17 protein-coding genes are annotated in these 16,596 nt (G+C 49.6%); 7 read left to right on the plus strand and 10 right to left on the minus strand.

Annotated elements, in window-relative coordinates:
- The first annotated feature begins 12 nt into the window (after positions 1–12).
- Together KEF85_RS01780 and recR are read left to right on the plus strand one after the other, a co-directional pair.
- On the plus strand, positions 13–336 hold the full coding sequence (locus KEF85_RS01780) for a YbaB/EbfC family nucleoid-associated protein (RefSeq protein WP_215583000.1): 324 nt from the start codon (positions 13–15) through the stop codon (positions 334–336).
- 1 nt (position 337) lies between these two features.
- The gene (gene recR / locus KEF85_RS01785) at positions 338–934 is read left to right on the plus strand and encodes a recombination mediator RecR (RefSeq protein ID WP_215583002.1); all 597 of its coding nucleotides are present in this window, start codon (positions 338–340) and stop codon (positions 932–934) included.
- Between the two features lie 146 nt (positions 935–1,080).
- Here the strand turns inward: recR and KEF85_RS01790 are convergent, their stop codons facing one another.
- Positions 1,081–1,290 (minus strand): cold-shock protein, encoded by a 210-nt coding sequence (locus KEF85_RS01790; RefSeq protein WP_215583004.1) that lies wholly within the window; start codon positions 1,288–1,290, stop codon positions 1,081–1,083.
- Between the two features lie 538 nt (positions 1,291–1,828).
- Here KEF85_RS01790 and KEF85_RS01795 point away from each other — a divergent pair.
- From KEF85_RS01795 to KEF85_RS01815, 5 genes are all read left to right on the plus strand, one after another.
- Positions 1,829–2,755 carry a branched-chain amino acid transaminase gene (locus KEF85_RS01795; protein WP_215584945.1) on the plus strand — a complete coding sequence of 309 codons (927 nt, stop codon included), beginning with the start codon at positions 1,829–1,831 and terminating at the stop codon, positions 2,753–2,755.
- Positions 2,734–3,771 carry a lipopolysaccharide heptosyltransferase II gene (gene waaF / locus KEF85_RS01800; protein ID WP_215583005.1) on the plus strand — a complete coding sequence of 346 codons (1,038 nt, stop codon included), beginning with the start codon at positions 2,734–2,736 and terminating at the stop codon, positions 3,769–3,771. Before KEF85_RS01795 ends, waaF begins: the two co-directional genes overlap by 22 nt.
- A gap of 7 nt (positions 3,772–3,778) precedes the next feature.
- On the plus strand, positions 3,779–4,786 hold the full coding sequence (gene waaC, locus KEF85_RS01805) for a lipopolysaccharide heptosyltransferase I (RefSeq protein WP_215583006.1): 1,008 nt from the start codon (positions 3,779–3,781) through the stop codon (positions 4,784–4,786).
- Between the two features lie 111 nt (positions 4,787–4,897).
- Positions 4,898–5,173, plus strand: coding sequence for a cupin domain-containing protein (locus KEF85_RS01810; RefSeq protein ID WP_215583007.1), 276 nt, complete (start codon positions 4,898–4,900; stop codon positions 5,171–5,173).
- A 120-nt stretch (positions 5,174–5,293) separates the two neighbouring features.
- Positions 5,294–6,895 (plus strand): alkaline phosphatase D family protein, encoded by a 1,602-nt coding sequence (locus tag KEF85_RS01815; protein WP_215583008.1) that lies wholly within the window; start codon positions 5,294–5,296, stop codon positions 6,893–6,895.
- A gap of 14 nt (positions 6,896–6,909) precedes the next feature.
- Here the strand turns inward: KEF85_RS01815 and KEF85_RS01820 are convergent, their stop codons facing one another.
- The 9 genes from KEF85_RS01820 to KEF85_RS01860 all read right to left on the minus strand — a co-directional run bounded on the left by KEF85_RS01820 (position 6,910) and on the right by KEF85_RS01860 (position 16,278).
- Positions 6,910–8,142 carry a dicarboxylate/amino acid:cation symporter gene (locus KEF85_RS01820; RefSeq protein WP_215583009.1) on the minus strand — a complete coding sequence of 411 codons (1,233 nt, stop codon included), beginning with the start codon at positions 8,140–8,142 and terminating at the stop codon, positions 6,910–6,912.
- 94 nt (positions 8,143–8,236) lie between these two features.
- Positions 8,237–8,791: a ribosomal protein S18-alanine N-acetyltransferase gene (gene rimI, locus KEF85_RS01825; RefSeq protein ID WP_215583010.1), complete on the minus strand. Its 555-nt coding sequence runs from the start codon at positions 8,789–8,791 to the stop codon at positions 8,237–8,239.
- Between the two features lie 7 nt (positions 8,792–8,798).
- Positions 8,799–9,482, minus strand: a complete 684-nt coding sequence (locus KEF85_RS01830; RefSeq protein WP_215583011.1) for a uracil-DNA glycosylase — start codon at positions 9,480–9,482, stop codon at positions 8,799–8,801.
- 10 nt (positions 9,483–9,492) lie between these two features.
- Positions 9,493–11,037, minus strand: coding sequence for a 2-isopropylmalate synthase (locus tag KEF85_RS01835; RefSeq protein ID WP_215583012.1), 1,545 nt, complete (start codon positions 11,035–11,037; stop codon positions 9,493–9,495).
- A gap of 224 nt (positions 11,038–11,261) precedes the next feature.
- Complete coding sequence (locus KEF85_RS01840; RefSeq protein ID WP_215583013.1) at positions 11,262–12,074, minus strand: CHAD domain-containing protein; 813 nt, start codon at positions 12,072–12,074, stop codon at positions 11,262–11,264.
- Between the two features lie 3 nt (positions 12,075–12,077).
- On the minus strand, positions 12,078–12,815 hold the full coding sequence (pssA, locus tag KEF85_RS01845; protein ID WP_215583014.1) for a CDP-diacylglycerol--serine O-phosphatidyltransferase: 738 nt from the start codon (positions 12,813–12,815) through the stop codon (positions 12,078–12,080).
- Between the two features lie 185 nt (positions 12,816–13,000).
- Positions 13,001–14,017 carry a ketol-acid reductoisomerase gene (ilvC, locus tag KEF85_RS01850; protein ID WP_215583016.1) on the minus strand — a complete coding sequence of 339 codons (1,017 nt, stop codon included), beginning with the start codon at positions 14,015–14,017 and terminating at the stop codon, positions 13,001–13,003.
- 33 nt (positions 14,018–14,050) lie between these two features.
- On the minus strand, positions 14,051–14,542 hold the full coding sequence (gene ilvN, locus KEF85_RS01855) for an acetolactate synthase small subunit (protein ID WP_215583017.1): 492 nt from the start codon (positions 14,540–14,542) through the stop codon (positions 14,051–14,053).
- On the minus strand, positions 14,542–16,278 hold the full coding sequence (locus KEF85_RS01860) for an acetolactate synthase 3 large subunit (RefSeq protein WP_215584947.1): 1,737 nt from the start codon (positions 16,276–16,278) through the stop codon (positions 14,542–14,544). Before KEF85_RS01860 ends, ilvN begins: the two co-directional genes overlap by 1 nt.
- Positions 16,279–16,596: the final 318 nt, after the last annotated feature.

Genomic DNA, 16,596 nt, shown 5'->3' on the forward strand with positions numbered 1-16,596 from the left:
TGGAGAAGTACCATGAAAAGTGCGCTAGCGGGCATTATGCAACAAGCCCAAAAAATGCAGGACAATTACAAAAAAGCTCAGGAAGAACTGGCCGCCATTGAAGTGCTGGGTGAGTCCGGTGCTGGTCTGATCAGTATCGTCATGACCGGCAAGCGCGAAGTGCGTAAGGTCACCATAGATCCATCACTGTTAAGTGAGGATAAAGATATGCTGGAAGATTTAGTCGCCGCAGCCGTAAACGATGCTGTGCACAAAGTCGCGAAAATGAAAAAGGCAAAAATGGCAGACGTTACTGCCGGTATTCCAATCCCGCCAGGCTTTCAAATGCCTTTTTAATATGCAAAATCGCGGCTTGCTGAAAGAATTGATCCAGAGTTTCTGCTGCCTGCCTGGCGTGGGGCCTAAATCAGCACAACGCATGGCTTTTCATTTGCTGCAACGCAATCGCCAGGGTGGTGAGCAGCTTAGCCGGATTCTGGCGCAAGCCCTGCAAGAAATAGCTTACTGCGCAGAGTGCCGTACACTGACGGAAACCAAATTATGCGAGGTTTGTGCTAATTCCCAGCGCGATACCGGTTTGCTCTGTGTAGTGGAAAGTCCGGCCGATAGCTGGATCATTGATCAGGCTATCGGCTTTAAGGGCAAGTATTTTATATTGCATGGCAGATTGTCGCCATTAGATGGAATAGGCCCGGATCAGCTAGGCATAGACGCATTGGAGCAGCGCTTGCAAGCAGGCGCAATCAGCGAAATAATTCTGGCAACTAACTCAACCGTGGAAGGTCAGGCAACAGCCCATTTCATCGCAGAAATTGCCGGTAAACACAATATTCGCGCCACGCGCATTGCTTACGGTATTCCAATGGGTGGTGAGCTGGAATTTATAGACAGCAGTACCTTATCCCACGCATTTAATGGACGCAGGGAAATCTAAGAAGCTGTGTCTCGTAGGTGAGTGCTTACCGAATAATATCAGCAAGCAAACAGAAGCCAGATCAAGCTATAGATCAAATAGCAGGGCTACAATATCGTAATAAAAGACCGCTAATGCGGTCTTTTAAACGTGTGCCCAACGTCAACCTATAAAGGGGTAACGTTTTCTGCCTGTGGACCTTTTTGACCAGTGGTAACTTCCATCGTTACGCGCTGACCTTCTTTCAAGGTTTTACGGCCACTGCCATTGATAGCGCTAAAATGTACAAATACATCTTTGCCGCCTGCCTGTTCGATGAAACCGAAGCCTTTTTCATCGTTGAACCATTTTACTTTGCCTTCTACTTGTACTGACATAAATCTCTCTTGCTTAATAAAGCCATCACTGGCGTGTTACGGGGTTTTGAATAAAGCGGGTAGTGGAAGACTTGGAAAAGCGACAACGATTACCTTGCTAAATCGGTGTCATTATACATAGCAATTGTCTTTGTCAAAGCAAAAATACAGCGAATTAACCGGTTAACAAATTATGACAAAAATCAGCTGAAAAAATCTTAATCAGCCTCCAATAGGTTATATTTTTAACAAATTGATTTTAAATGATTTTTTAATGAATAGCCGCTTAGTGCTTCTGGAGTTGGCCTGTTTAATGTTTTTTTTACATTTGCCGCGAGACTAAAATTTTTAGCAGTTTTTTACAAGCATTCCCATCAAAAAAATCCACAAATTCAGCCAAAACTACTCAAAAAACAAACTATTGTTAAAAATATTTTCAAGCCTAATCGTGGTTTTTTATGCCGGTTAGTTAATGAGCATAAGGCTTTATAGTACAATTTACCACTATAGCAGGCACCGCGCCCTTATTTATTAAGAAACATACAAACAGGTTCATATGATGAAAACGATGGATGACAGAGACGGCTGGATATGGCTTGATGGGAAATGGGTAGAATGGCGCGAAGCTAAAGTCCACGTTTTAACCCATACCTTACACTATGGTGCCGGCGTATTTGAAGGCTTGCGCGCCTATAATGCCCAAGGTGGTACCGCCATATTCAAATTGCAGGAACATACAGACCGGCTGTTCCGTTCGGCGCATATTCTGAATATGAAAATGCCATACAGCAAAGATGAAATCAATCAGGCCCATCGTGATGCCGTAGCCAAAAATAACTTGGATAGCGCTTATATTCGCAGCATGTGTTTCTTTGGTTCCGAAGGTATGGGCTTACGGGCAGATAATTTAAAAGTTCATGTCATGGTAGCAGCCTGGAACTGGGGAGCCTATCTGGGCGCAGAAAACATGGAAAAAGGCATACGGATTCGTACCTCCTCGTATACCCGTAATCACGTTAACAGCACCATGTGTAAAGCTAAAGCCAACGGCAACTACATCAATTCCATACTGGCATTGCAGGAAGCTCTGGCCACCGGTTACGACGAAGCCCTGCTGCTGGATCATGAAGGGTTTGCTGCCGAAGGCAGTGGTGAAAATCTGTTCATCGTCAGAAACGGCAAACTATACACACCGGAAACCACCTCGGCTCTGGAAGGCATTACCCGCGACACCCTGATCACCATAGCCCGCGAACAAGGCTATGAAGTCAGCGAAAAGCGGATCAGCCGTGATGAAGTCTATATAGCCGACGAAGCCTTCTTTACCGGTTCCGCAGCGGAAGTCACCCCAATTCGCGAATACGATGGCCGAGCTATCGGCAGTGGCAGTCGTGGCCCGATTACCGAAAAACTGCAAGCCCTGTACTTTGATTACGTAAACGGCCGTCGCGACGACCATCGGGAATGGTTGAGCTTCGTCCGTTAAACGTGAGTTTATCGGCAGCACGTATCCTTATCATCGGCCCATCCTGGGTCGGTGATATGGTCATGGCGCAAAGTCTGTTCATTAGCCTAAAACAAACCCATCCAGATTGTCTTATCGATGTACTGGCCCCAGCCTGGTCAGCCGCACTGCTGGCGCGCATGCCGCAAATCAATCAGGCCATAGCCTTACCTTTGAGTCATGGCCAGTTGGCCTTAAGCACACGAATTAAACTAGGCAGACAATTAAGCCAACAACATTACCGGCAAGCCATTGTGCTACCCAATTCCTGGAAATCAGCACTGCCCGTGTTTTTTGCCGATATCCCGCTGCGTACCGGTTATATAGGCGAATTGCGCTGGGGTTTATTAAACGACGCCCGCCGCCTCCATAAACAGCGCTTGCCCATGACAGTGCAACGCTTTGTCGCGCTGGGTTTACCGGCCAACGCTGCACCAGCTCCCGCCTATCCCTTACCAAAACTGCTAGTCAGCCCGGCCTTACAGGCCGATGTCAGGGCCAAATTCAAAGTTAGCGCAGGCAGTAAAATTCTGGCAATCTGCCCCGGTGCGGAATACGGCCCGGCCAAACGCTGGCCGGCGGCGCATTTTGCGGAAGTAGCCCGGCAAAAACATCAGGCCGGCTGGCAGGTATGGCTGTTCGGTTCGGTCAAGGATCAGGCGGTCGCCGCCGAAATTCAGACTTTGTCCGGCGGGATAGGCCGGGATTTTACCGGCAACACCAGTCTGGGCGAAGCGGTGGATTTATTATCGCTGGCCAGTGTGGTACTGAGTAACGATTCCGGGCTAATGCATGTCGCAGCGGCGCTGGATAAACAGGTGATAGCGATTTACGGTTCCTCTGACCCCGGTTTTACCCCGCCGCTACACCCCCAGGCCAAAATTCTTAGTCTTAATCTGCCGTGCGCCCCCTGTTTTAAACGAGATTGCCCGCTGGGTCATACCCGCTGTCTTACCGACATCAGCCCGGCTATCGTGCTGGCTGCCATCCAGCCCTGAGCCGGACATGAAACTGGCTATCGTAAAACTATCGGCACTAGGTGATATTGTGCATGCCATGGTGGCATTACAATTCATCAAAACCGCCCGGCCAGACATCGAAATAGACTGGATCGTCGAAGCACATTTTGCCGGAGTACTGGCAGACAACCCGCATATTCAGCGTATCCAGCCGCTTAATTTAAAGGCCCTGAAAACAGCCAAACGCGGCTTAAGCGCAGAGATGGCCAAAATTCGCCGCTATGCAGCCCAAGACTATGATTTGGTCATAGATGCCCAAGGCCTGATTAAATCAGCACTGGTGGCCAGATTACTCAGTAAACACAGCATCGGCTTTGACAAACATTCCATCCGCGAATCAGCCGCAGCCCTGTTTTATCGGCAAACAGTCCACTGCCCATACCATGCCAATACCATAGACCGCAATGTCACCGTCTTAACCAAACCCTTAAATATCAGCGTATCGCCAGAACAAATTATTCAAAAGCAGGCATTCCTGTATTACCACACTCCCGAGCAAACCCTGGACAGCTATTATTCGGCCAACCAAACCCAAGTGTTGTTTGTAATCGGCTCCACCTGGCCCAGCCGCAACTATCCCAAGGAAAAATATCTGCAAATTATTCAGCGCCTGCCGGCCAACTGCCTGATCAGTTGCGGTAGCGAGCCGGAACAGCAAGCTGCCGCCTGGATAGCCGAGCGTAGTGATGCCAAGCCCTTGCCGCGTCTGAGTCTGAACGACCTCAAAGCCGCCATCGCCCGCACCGATCTGGTCATCGGCAACGACACCGGTCCCACCCACATGGCCTGGGCGTTAAACCGGCCCTCCATCACCCTGTTTGGTCCAACCCCCATCAGCCGGGTTTATCAAACCCCAATTAACAAAATATTAAAGTCATCTTCTCCGGTAAATCCTTATAAACTGAACAAAAATGATTTTTCGATACGGGAAATAGAAGTTGATACCGTACTCGGGTTAGCAGAGGAGATTTTGGCCCAAGGATCAAATAATTAATCGCGGCGTTTATAATTTCACCTTTAACACAACCGTCACAGCACTAAGCTGGCAGCCAGATCGGCACAATGTTAAAATCCCGACCTCACAGGAACTTTACATGGAAAAAACATGAGCCAAATCATAATTGAACATAAGCCTAGCGAAGAGCGTCTAGCGGAACTGGGCGTAGCCGAGTGGCCGATCTGGGAAAAAGAAATCTCTACTTTCAGCATTGATTTCGATGAAACCGAAACCGCTTATGTGCTGGAAGGCGAAATTATCGTTACCCCGGTAGGCGGTGAGCCGGTACAGATTTTACCCGGTGATCTGGTGGTATTTCCAGCAGGTCTGGATAGCCATTGGGAAGTGGTAAAGCCCTTGCGTAAACATTATAGTTACGATTAATTCCAGGCTGGTTAAAAAGGCATCATTCGATGCCTTTTTTGATTAACATAAATCGTAACTACTCAGCATCCAAGTATCGCTTTTACACTTGTCCCCGCCTTATTTGCTGGAGTCATCAATATGCAAAACTCCGCTCAATCCTGCAAACATATAGCAAAGCCCTGGTGTTTAATCGGGTTGAGTCTGGCACTTCTAACCGGCTCATTAGCGGCAGCAGTTGATACCAGCTTACCGGCAATGGCACAAGGCATTCAAATCGGTGATGTCAGTCAAGGTAGGGCCATTATTTGGAGTCGCACCGACCGTCCGGCGCAGCTGATGGTGGAATATGCCTTTAATAGGGAATTTGATCATGCCCAACGCCTTACCGGACCCTATGCCCTGGAAAATAGCGATTTTACCGCACGGCTGGATTTAACCGGACTGCCGCCCGGCCGCGATGTTTATCTAAAAGTCTGGTTTAAAGATTTGACTACCCCGCACCAGCAAAGTCAGCCAATAACCGGGCGTTTTCATACGCTAGGCGCCAATGAAGATATCCGCTTTGTTTGGGGCGGTGATACCGCCGGCCAAGGCTGGGGAATAAACCAAAATTTTGGCGGCATGAAAATCTACACCACGATGCGCCAAGTTGAGCCGCAGTTTTTTATTCACAGTGGCGATAATGTATACGCCGATGCCATAATACCGGCCCACAAAATAGCTGAAAACGGCCAGGATTGGACCAATCTAATCGCCTTCGGGGTGGACAAGGTCGCCGAAACCCTGGATGAGTTTCGTGGTCGCTATAAATATAATTTGTCTGACCCCAATCTGCGGACATTTAACGCCGAAGTCCCCCAAATTTGGCAATGGGATGATCACGAAGTGGTCAGTAACTGGTCGGATACCAAGGATCTAAGCAACGATGACCGCTATCAGATTAAAGACATACCCTTATTAGTGGCCCATGCCGCCACAGCTTTTCATGAATATGCTCCCTTGCGGCCTTACGATGCCTCAGCAGCACAGCGTATTTATCGCAAAATAGCCCTGAGCAAATTGCTGGATGTGTTTGTGCTGGACATGCGCAGCTACCGGGGGCCCAACAGCCATAATCTGCAAACAGCGCCAGGCCCGGATACAGCATTTCTGGGCGCGGTGCAATTGGCTTGGTTGGAGCAAGAATTACAACATTCGCAAGCCGTTTGGAAAGTCATTGCCGCCGATATGCCCTTGGGTCTGAATATAGGCGATGGTGTGGATGCCACCGGTCAGTCGCGCTGGGAGGCTATTGCCAACGGCAATGACGGGCCGCCGGCTGGTCGGGAATTGGAAATTGCCGAACTACTAAAGTTTATTAAACACCATAAAATCAGCAACATTGTCTGGCTAACAGCAGAAACTCATTCGCCAGCGGCGCATTATTACAATCCCAAACTCGCCACGTTTCACGACTTTAGCGGATTCTGGGAATTTGTTGCCGGCCCCTTAAATGCCGGCGCGTACTGCGCCCAAAAACCTGATGCCACCTTTGGCCTACAGCTCAAATTCAATACCCCGCAGTTGGCCGGGCCGGACTGTAAAAACCCCAAAGATGGCTTCTCGCCTTATTCGGGTTTACAGTTTTTTGGCGAAGTTAACATCAATCATAAAAGCCGCAACATGCAGATAGATTTAAAAAACATCAATGGCGACAAAATCATGCCTGGTATCGTCCTATTTCCGGTAAATACCAGGTAACAGGAGGGCCAGGCTTATTTATCGCCTACCAGCTTCTGCACCACCAAACTGCCCACCATATCGCCCTCCACATTCACCATGGTTCTAAACGTATCAAGAATACGGTCTATCGGTAACAGAATCGCAATTGCCTCAGCCGGCAAACCCACCGATTGCAGCACCATCACCATCGTCACCATCCCGGCGCTGGGTATGCCGGGTGCGCCGATAGCAGCTATCATGGCGGTAAAAAACACAATTAACTGCTGTACAAATGACAGCTCAATGCCGGATAAGTTGGCAATAAACAAGGCCGCGGCGGCTTCATAAAGTGCAGTACCGTCCATATTCACCGTAGCGCCCAGCGGAATCACAAACCCGGCGATACCCGGCTTAACGTGCAAATGCTGCTCGGTGCAGCGCAACGAAACCGGCAAAGTCGCCGAACTGGAACTGGTGGCCAGTGCAGTGATTAATGCTTCGCGGGCACCGCGAAAAAACCGTAACGGCGTAACCCCGGTAACCAGATAAAGCAGCAGCGGCAAAACCACAAACCCGTGCAATAAAGTGCTGCCCAACACCACCGCCACAAACTTGATCAAACTGCCCAGCAAAGCCATGTTTTGGGTAGCCAGTAATTTCGCCAGCAGCGCCATAATCCCGTACGGCGCTAAATGCATGATCCAGCCCACCAGCCGTAACATCAGCTCCAGGCCTTCCTGCAGCAGCAGTAAAATATTGCGGTAGCGGTCACCACCCACCACAATGGCTATCCCCATAATCAGCGCAAACACCACAATAGCCAGCACATTACCCTGACTCAGCGCCGCAAAAGGATTAAGAAAAATGCCGTGCAGAAACTCAGCAATAAACTCGGCAAACGTCATTTGTTTGGCGCTGAAGTGTTGCTGAGCACTGGCGAATAAATCCAGGCTTAAACCCTTGCCGGGAGCAAACAGATTGGCTGCGCTTAAGCCCAGTAAAATCGACAAAGTCATCGACAGCACAAAAAAGCCTAGAGTATATTTCCAGACCCTGTGCATCTGGCTATGCATACGCAGATTAGCCACACCAACCGCAATTGAGGTAAACACCAACGGTGCCAGCACCATTTTTAACATATCAATAAACAGATTCCCGGCCAAACCACACACGAAAATACCTTGCTGGGTGAATTCCGCGTCCGGGCCCAATTCTGCAAAAAACAGCCCCAGAGCAACGCCTAATGCGGCACCTATGAATATCTGACTATTTAACGAGATGCGCATGCAATAACCTCCAGAAAAAACAAAATACCGCATCCCCTGTTATGGAATTCGGCTGTCACACATGATCAGCCAACACCAGACCCGCAACCCAAACTTAAAGCATAGGTACCAAGTCCAGCGCCAACATCACCGCGTCCTCCCGGCCATCTTTAGCCGGATAATAATTTTTGCGCACGCCAATTTCCTTAAATCCCACCTTCTGGTATAAAACCATAGCCCCCGGATTACTGGGCCGCACTTCCAGAAAAATCTTCTCCGCTTTGGGTCTGGCATACTCAATCAAATGCTCCAGCATTTTCTGGCCGGCACCTTGGCGCTTAAAGCCAGGGCAAACACTGATATTCATAATATGTGCCTCGCCGGCCGCCACACAAATAATGCAATAGCCCACCAGCTTATCCTCAGGCGCTTCGCATACCCAATTGGTATAAGTCATGGTACGCAAACAATCTTCAAAAATGCTTTTCGGCCAGGGAAACTCATAATTCAACTCCTCAATAGCCAATACGGCAGCCAAGTCGCTATGGTCCATTTTGCGCATACGCAGCAAGTCCTTGTTTTGCACCGAACCAGGAAAAATTTTGGCGTAAAATTCCCGATCCGCATCATAAACCACCAAGCTTTTTAATTTATAAAGCAATTTCCACATATTATTCTTATACCAACTGTTTATAAAGCCCCAGCGCAAACTGTAAATCTTCCCAGGCTTTGGCTTTTTCCGACAAGGAACGCAACAAATAAGCCGGGTGATGAATTACCACCAGCGGAATCCCATCCAGATCATGACAAATACCACGCAACTTGCCTAGCGGTTGCTGAGTTTTCAATAAATTCTGCGCGGCAATCCGGCCCACCGCCATAATCAGTTTGGGCTGAATCAGCGCTATCTGCTGTTTTAAAAAATCCTGACAAGCCGCCACTTCCAGAGCTTCAGGGTCGCGATTATGCGGTGGTCGGCATTTTAGCATATTGGCAATATACACCTGCTCCCGGCCCAGACCAATCGCCCGCAGCATTTCCGTCAGCAATTGCCCGGCCTTACCCACAAACGGTTCACCCTGTAAATCCTCCTGCTGACCCGGTGCTTCGCCTATCAGCAACCAGTCAGCCTGCCGATTACCCACCCCAAAAACAGTTTGAGTCCGGGTTTCGCAAAGTCCGCATTGCCGGCAAGCGGCTACTTGCTGCTGCAAATCCAGCCAGGCATCAGTCGGATGACTGACTGCAGCAGAGGCAAGCGCCAAATCAGCCGCCGTAATTGCCGAAGCGCCAGACTGTCTGGGGACCCAAACATCAATCCCCATTGCCTGTAAATAGCTTAGCCGCGTCACTTCGTCCATTCGGCTTACCTCAAACCTCCACCATTTGCGGATGCTGTCTTAACTCCAGGTAGTTCAGCTTATTGACCGCATTGATATAAGCCTTGGCCGAAGCGATGACGATATCAGTATCAGCACCGGAGCCGTTGACGATACGGCCGGCTTTTTCCAGCCTGACGGTGACTTCTCCCTGGGCATCGGTGCCGGTGGTGATGTTGTTCACCGAGTACAGGGCCAATGTGGCTTGGGTATGTAACAGGCTTTCCAAGGCTTTGAGGCTGGCATCCACGGCGCCGCCGCCCTGGGCGCTGCCGGTGAGTTCCTGGCCGCCGCTGCGGATGGTGACGCTGGCATTGGGTACTTCGCCGGTTTCGGAGCAGACTTTCAGGCTGAGCAGTTTGATTTGTTCCACTTCTGCGGCTTCGCTTTGTTCGGAGATCAGAGCCTGTAAGTCTTCATCAAAGATGTCGTGCTTTTTGTCGGCCAGTTGCTTGAAGCGGAAGAAGGCTTCGTTCAAGGCTGTTTCGCTGCTGAACGGCATCCCCAGTTCGATCATCCGGGTTTTGAAGGCATTACGCCCGGAGTGTTTGCCTAACACCATGCGGTTGGTAGACCAGCCCACATCTTCGGCCCGCATGATTTCATAGGTCTCGCGGCTTTTCAGGACACCGTCCTGATGAATGCCTGATTCATGGGCAAAGGCATTGGCGCCGACAATGGCTTTGTTGGGCTGTACCGGGAAACCGGTAATGGAAGACACCAGTTTGGAACAGGTGACGATTTCCCGGGTATCCAGCCGGCTGTCACAGCCAAAGAAGTCCTGACGGGTGCGTACGGCCATCACCACTTCTTCCAAAGAGGCATTACCGGCCCGTTCGCCCAGGCCGTTGATGGTACATTCCACCTGACGGGCGCCGTTCATCACCGCCGCCAGCGAGTTGGCAACCGCTAAGCCTAAGTCATTATGGCAATGCACCGAGAAAATGGCTTTATCAGCATTGGGGATACGTTGCCGCAAGTTAGCGATGGTGGCGCCAAACTGCTGGGGCATGCTGTAACCCACGGTATCGGGGATATTCAGCGTGGTTGCGCCGGCATCGATTACCGCTTCCAGAATCCGGCACAAGAAATCCTCTTCCGAACGTCCGGCATCCTCCGGGGAAAATTCCACATTATCGGTATACTGCCGGGCCCGTTTCACCGCCCGCACCGCATGTTCAATTACCTGTTCCGGACTCATCTGCAGCTTCATCTGCATATGGATAGGCGAAGTAGCGATAAAGGTATGAATCCGGGCGCTGTTGGCGCCACGCAAAGCCTCACCGGCTCGGTCTATGTCTTTATCCAGGGCCCGAGCCAGACCGCATACCGTGCTGTCTTTCACCACACCGGCCACCGCCTGCACCGACTCAAAATCACCCTGACTGGCAGCCGGAAAACCGGCTTCAATCACATCGACTTTCAGGCGTTCCAGTGCCCGGGCAATGCGGACTTTTTCATCGCGCGTCATCGACGCGCCGGGGCTTTGCTCGCCATCGCGCAAAGTGGTATCAAAAATAATTAATTTGTCTTTCATGATCACTCCGTTCATGAAAATTGCGGTTTAACCGCCGGGAATACTAAAAAATGAGTTGGGTGGTGCGAATGAGATGTCTGGGTGCCCCTCAGGGCAGCAGTAGGGCGCACAGTAGCCTGCCGGGCAATACGGCAATAACAGCGGACTTGGATCGGGGATGTGATGTGTTCATGACCTAACTATACTGCATTGTCGCCATCTGCTCAAGATTTTGAGTTAACAGCCTACGGGTTTACCCGCCAAAAATCATAAATCTGCACTTTCTCCAGCATAAACCTGTCCAACAAGGCCTGTTGTTGGGCTTGATAATAAGCCGCTATTGCTGTAGGTAGCCCATCATGGTAAAAACTGGTTAGCGCAGCAGTCAGAACTGCCGAATTTTGAATATCCCCCAACAGGGTTAGATAATCTTTAATGGCTGGCAATTGATCTTTGTCCTGGTCTGGTAACCAAGGCTGGATATCCAGCAGCAGATAACGCAATTTTTTCATACTGATGCGCAGATGATGCAGGCTGGGCAACTGATGAGGATCAACAGCCAGATAACGTTGCAGCGCTGTGCCGTACACCTTATCCACTGCCTCAAGCAGGGCGGTTTTATCTGCCCGGCGGGCTTTGCAGCGGCTATGTAGCTTTTTGCATTTGCGTTTGATTTTGCCGCTAGGGATGGTTTTGATAAACGCGCGGGTTTCCGCCAGTAAGCGGCTTTCCTGAGCTTGCAAATCTTGCAGAAACGGTTTTAATTCTGCTAATGTCGTGGCGGTGTTGCCTATTTCCAGTAACATTACCTGAGTATCGCGTAATGCGTTCAGGCAGTCTAATTGAGTTTTTAATAAACGCTGCAGTTTGCCTGCCCGCGCTTTTGGGTTCAGCGTTGTCAATAAGGCCAGCATTGCCAGTAAGCGGCGGATAGCAAACCGTAATTCATGCACCGCGTTCTCGCTGCAATCATGGCGGCAATCAATCAGGCTGATCCGATACCGCCGCCAGTGTTCGTCCAGAGTGTCTAACAGTAAGCGGCTGATGTGGATAGGCACGTCCTAATTTTTGCGGCTTTGCAGTTTTCTTTTCCGCAATACCAGTGTCACAATAGGCCCGGAGGCGGCGTAAGCCACCGAGATGATGAACAGCATGCGCTGCGGTTGCGCCATCACAAAGCCTATTGCCAGCATGGTGATAATCGCTGCCAGAAACGGCACCTTGTTTTTAAAATCAATTTCTTTAAAACTGGAATAACGGAAATTACTCACCATCAGTAAACCGGTTACCGTGGTGGTAATTAATACCAGATATTTGATATTCTCTACATCGTAGCCGTTTTCAATGCAAAACCATAAGCCGCCGGCCAAAATTGCCGCCGCAGCCGGGCTGGGTAAGCCCTGAAAATAGCGTTTATCCGCCACTTCCACCTGAGTATTAAACCGCGCCAACCGCAACGCGCCACCGGCCATGTGCACAAAAGCCGCGAATAATCCGGCCTGGCCCATAGTGGATAAAGTCCATAGATACATTACGATCGCCGGCGCTGCACCAAAAGAAACCATATCCGACAAACTGTCGTACTGCACGCCGAACTCGCTTTGGGTATTGGTTAGCCGGGCCACCCGGCCATCCAGGCCATCCAGCACCATAGCAATAAACAGGGCAATGGCCGCCGTTTCAAACCGGCCATTAATGGCGGCGGTAATCGCGTAAAAACCGGCAAACATGGCGCCCGTGGTGAACAGATTAGGCAGCAGATAAATGCCCCGGTGACGAGGAGGTGGCTTTTGTATCATTGCTCTTACTATGCGAAGTAAATTTAGCCCATTTTACATGGCTGAGAAAAGTTCTGCTAATTTCACTGCGCTAAACATAAAAAAGCCCGTCAGTGACGGGCTTTTGCAGATCGGTTTAAACCAGATCAGATACATCCTTTTTAATAGCGTGGCTAAGGGCTTGTACCCATCTGGTATAGCGCCGATCAGTTCTTGGTTTTATCCACAATCTGATTGGCTTTAATCCAAGGCATCATTGCCCGCAATTTAGCGCCAACCTGTTCAATCGGATGCTCAGCATTCAAACGGCGTTTCGCAGTCATTTCCGGATAGCCGGTAGCGCCTTCCAGAATAAACTGCTTGGCGTATTCGCCTTTTTGAATATTGGCTAGCGCCTGTTTCATGGCCAGACGGCTTTCCGCATTGATAACACGCGGGCCGGTGACATATTCACCATATTCGGCATTATTGGAGATTGAGTAATTCATGTTGGCAATGCCGCCTTCATACATCAGATCCACAATCAGCTTCAATTCGTGCAGACACTCAAAATAAGCCATTTCCGGTGGATAGCCGGCTTCAGTCAGGGTTTCAAAACCGGCTTTCACCAGCTCAACCGCGCCGCCGCACAATACCGCTTGTTCACCAAACAAATCGGTTTCGGTTTCGTCGCGGAAAGTGGTTTCAATAATACCGGAACGACCGCCGCCAATTGCCGAAGCGTAAGATAAAGAAATGGCTTTGGCCTGACCGGAAGCATCCTGATGAATAGCAATCAAATCAGGAATACCGCCACCTTTAACAAATTCAGAGCGCACAGTGTGACCAGGTGCTTTTGGGGCAATCATAATCACATCCAGATCAGCACGCGGCACGATCTGGTTGAACAAAATCGAGAAGCCGTGAGCAAACGCCAGCGCAGCGCCGGGTTTAATATTCGGTTCGATTTCAGTTTTATACAATTGCGACTGAAATTCGTCAGGCGTCAAAATCATCACCACATCAGCATAAGCCACCGCTTCCGGTACGTCTTTAACAGTCAGGCCGCTGGCGGTTGCTTTAGCAACAGACGCTGAACTGGCGCGCAAACCAACGACGACATCAACGCCGGAATCTTTCAGATTATTGGCGTGGGCATGGCCTTGCGAACCGTAGCCGATGATGGCTACTTTTTTGTTTCTGATCACCGAAAGATCAGCGTCTTTATCGTAATAAACTTGCATAGGTTTTTCTCGTTACTGGGTAAATATAAATTGTTATAAATGTAAGCCTTTCTCGCCGCGAGAAATGCCGGTCGGGCCGGAGCGCGCCACTTCAATAATACTGCCTTCCTCAAAACCGTGAATAAAAGCATCCAACTTGCTGGATTGTCCGGTCATTTCCACCACATAGCTGTTGTGGGTCACGTCAATAATTTTGCCGCGAAAAATGTCCACCATCCGCTTCACCTCTTCACGGGTATCAGCAGAAGTTTTAATTTTAACCAGCATCAACTCCCGCTCGATATGCGCCGACTCCGCCAGATCAATCAGCTTAACCACGTCAATCAGCTTATTAAGCTGCTTGGTAATCTGCTCGATAATCTCGTCACTGCCGCGTGTCACCAGCGTCATCCGCGACAGACTCGGATCTTCGGTGGGTGCAACCGTCAAAGACTCAATATTATAGCCGCGTGCCGAAAACAGGCCCGCCACCCGCGACAGTGCGCCAGATTCGTTTTCAATTAAAATTGAAATGATATGTCTCATTATGACAACTCCCTATCCAGCGGAGTGCCGGGAGCGACTCGCAATTTCATATCGTGATGCGCCTTGCCTGCCTCTATCATTGGGTAAACGTTTTCGGTACGATCAGTAATAAAATCCAGAAACACCGTTCTGTCCTTTAAAGCAAACGCCTCTTCCAAAGCTCCGCGTACATCTTCCGGCTTATTGATCAGCATGCCCACATGTCCGTAAGCTTCTGCCAGCTTCACAAAGTCCGGCAAAGTATCCATATAAGATTGCGAATAACGGCTCTCATAAGAAAACTCCTGCCACTGTCTCACCATACCCATATAACGATTGTTCAGATTGATGATTTTCACCGGGGTACGGTATTGCAAAGCAGTGGACAGCTCCTGAATACACATCTGGATACTGGCTTCGCCGGTAATACAAGCCACATCCGCTTCCGGAAACGCCAGTTTTACCCCAATTGCCGCCGGCAAACCAAAGCCCATGGTGCCCAAGCCGCCGGAATTGATCCAACGTCTGGGTTTATCAAAATGATAATACTGCGCCGCATACATCTGATGCTGGCCCACATCCGAAGTGACATAAGCATTACCGCCGGTCACCTCATACAACTGCTCAATCACAAACTGGGGCTTGATTATGGTGCTGGTGCGGTCATATTCCAGACACTGCACGCTACGCCAGCTTTGAATCAAACTCCACCAGGCTTCCAGAGCAGATTTAGACGGCTTTTGCTTGCTGTCCTTGATAATATCAATCATCTGTTCCAGCACCGGCTTCACATCACCAACGATAGGAATATCCACCTTTACCGTTTTCGAAATCGAAGCCGGATCAATATCAATATGAATGATTTTGGCATAAGGACAAAACTCGGTCAGCTTGCCGGTTACCCGGTCATCAAAACGTGCGCCCACCGCCAGAATCACATCACTTTCATGCATGGCCAGATTGGCCTCATAAGTGCCGTGCATACCCAGCATGCCCAAAAATTGTGGATCAGGTGCCGGATAAGCCCCCAGTCCCATCAAGGTACTGGTAATCGGATAGCCCAGCAAACGTGTCAAAGCAATCAGCTCATGATGGGCATTGCCCAAAATCACCCCGCCGCCAGAATAAATAATCGGGCGCTTGGCAGCCAGCAACAGCTCAACCGCTTTTTTAATTTGCCCCTTATGGCCGATAACCACCGGGTTATAGGAGCGCATGGCTACTTTTTTAGGATAGTGGTAATGCACCTTAATGTTAGGGTCGGTAATGTCCTTCGGTACATCAACCAGCACCGGGCCAGGCCGACCGGTAGTCGCCACATAAAAAGCTTTTTTTATGGTTTCCGCCAAATCCCGGACATCCTTGACCAAAAAATTGTGTTTCACGCAAGGCCGGGTAATACCCACCGTATCAACTTCCTGAAACGCATCACTGCCGATCACCGGTGAAGGCACCTGGCCGGATAGAATCACCATAGGAATCGAATCCATATAGGCCGTGGCAATACCAGTTACCGCATTAGTTGCGCCAGGGCCGGATGTCACCAGCACTACCCCAGGTTTACCTGTGGCGCGTGCATAAGCATCAGCCGCGTGAGTAGCTGCCTGTTCATGCCGCACCAAAATATGCTTAACTTCATCCTGATGAAAAATAGCATCGTAAATGTGCAAAACTGCACCGCCGGGGTAGCCGAATACATATTCGACACCTTCATCTTTAAGACATTGGACAAGGATATGTCCGCCACTGAGTTCCAATTTAAAGCCCTCGAAAAAAACCACAGAAACTGATCGACAGGTAAAACAACCCCGTCAGACCCTATATTTTAGGTTAGGTACTGATTAATAAGGCAACGACTTTATAAACCATAGCCCTATACCAGCACCCCCTTACAAAACAGGGAAGGGGCCTAGGTTTTGCCTGCCCCTCATCAATTAACCGCCACAAAACCGTATTTTAAAACAGGTTGACAAGTTAAAACCCGCTAATTAAGAAAAATTTACCAAAAAGGTCTGATAAACTACTGTCTTTATGCTGTTTCGTCAAGAAAAAACACCTTAAATTCAGACTAAACG

Source organism: Methylomonas paludis (genome assembly GCF_018734325.1).
GTDB classification, from domain to species: Bacteria; Pseudomonadota; Gammaproteobacteria; order Methylococcales; family Methylomonadaceae; genus Methylomonas; species Methylomonas paludis.

Bases quoted from the DNA above. Each gene is read 5' to 3' on its own strand.
- waaC (WP_215583006.1), top strand. From the start codon at position 3,779: ATGAAACTGGCTATCGTAAAACTATCGGCACTAGGTGATATTGTGCAT.
- KEF85_RS01780 (WP_215583000.1), top strand. From the start codon at position 13: ATGAAAAGTGCGCTAGCGGGCATTATGCAACAAGCCCAAAAAATGCAG.
- rimI (WP_215583010.1), bottom strand. From the start codon at position 8,791: ATGTGGAAATTGCTTTATAAATTAAAAAGCTTGGTGGTTTATGATGCG.
- KEF85_RS01795 (WP_215584945.1), top strand. From the start codon at position 1,829: ATGAAAACGATGGATGACAGAGACGGCTGGATATGGCTTGATGGGAAA.
- KEF85_RS01830 (WP_215583011.1), bottom strand. From the start codon at position 9,482: ATGGACGAAGTGACGCGGCTAAGCTATTTACAGGCAATGGGGATTGAT.
- KEF85_RS01790 (WP_215583004.1), bottom strand. From the start codon at position 1,290: ATGTCAGTACAAGTAGAAGGCAAAGTAAAATGGTTCAACGATGAAAAA.
- ilvC (WP_215583016.1), bottom strand. From the start codon at position 14,017: ATGCAAGTTTATTACGATAAAGACGCTGATCTTTCGGTGATCAGAAAC.
- pssA (WP_215583014.1), bottom strand. From the start codon at position 12,815: ATGATACAAAAGCCACCTCCTCGTCACCGGGGCATTTATCTGCTGCCT.
- waaF (WP_215583005.1), top strand. From the start codon at position 2,734: ATGGTTGAGCTTCGTCCGTTAAACGTGAGTTTATCGGCAGCACGTATC.
- KEF85_RS01835 (WP_215583012.1), bottom strand. From the start codon at position 11,037: ATGAAAGACAAATTAATTATTTTTGATACCACTTTGCGCGATGGCGAG.
- KEF85_RS01820 (WP_215583009.1), bottom strand. From the start codon at position 8,142: ATGCGCATCTCGTTAAATAGTCAGATATTCATAGGTGCCGCATTAGGC.
- recR (WP_215583002.1), top strand. From the start codon at position 338: ATGCAAAATCGCGGCTTGCTGAAAGAATTGATCCAGAGTTTCTGCTGC.
- KEF85_RS01815 (WP_215583008.1), top strand. From the start codon at position 5,294: ATGCAAAACTCCGCTCAATCCTGCAAACATATAGCAAAGCCCTGGTGT.
- KEF85_RS01810 (WP_215583007.1), top strand. From the start codon at position 4,898: ATGAGCCAAATCATAATTGAACATAAGCCTAGCGAAGAGCGTCTAGCG.
- ilvN (WP_215583017.1), bottom strand. From the start codon at position 14,542: ATGAGACATATCATTTCAATTTTAATTGAAAACGAATCTGGCGCACTG.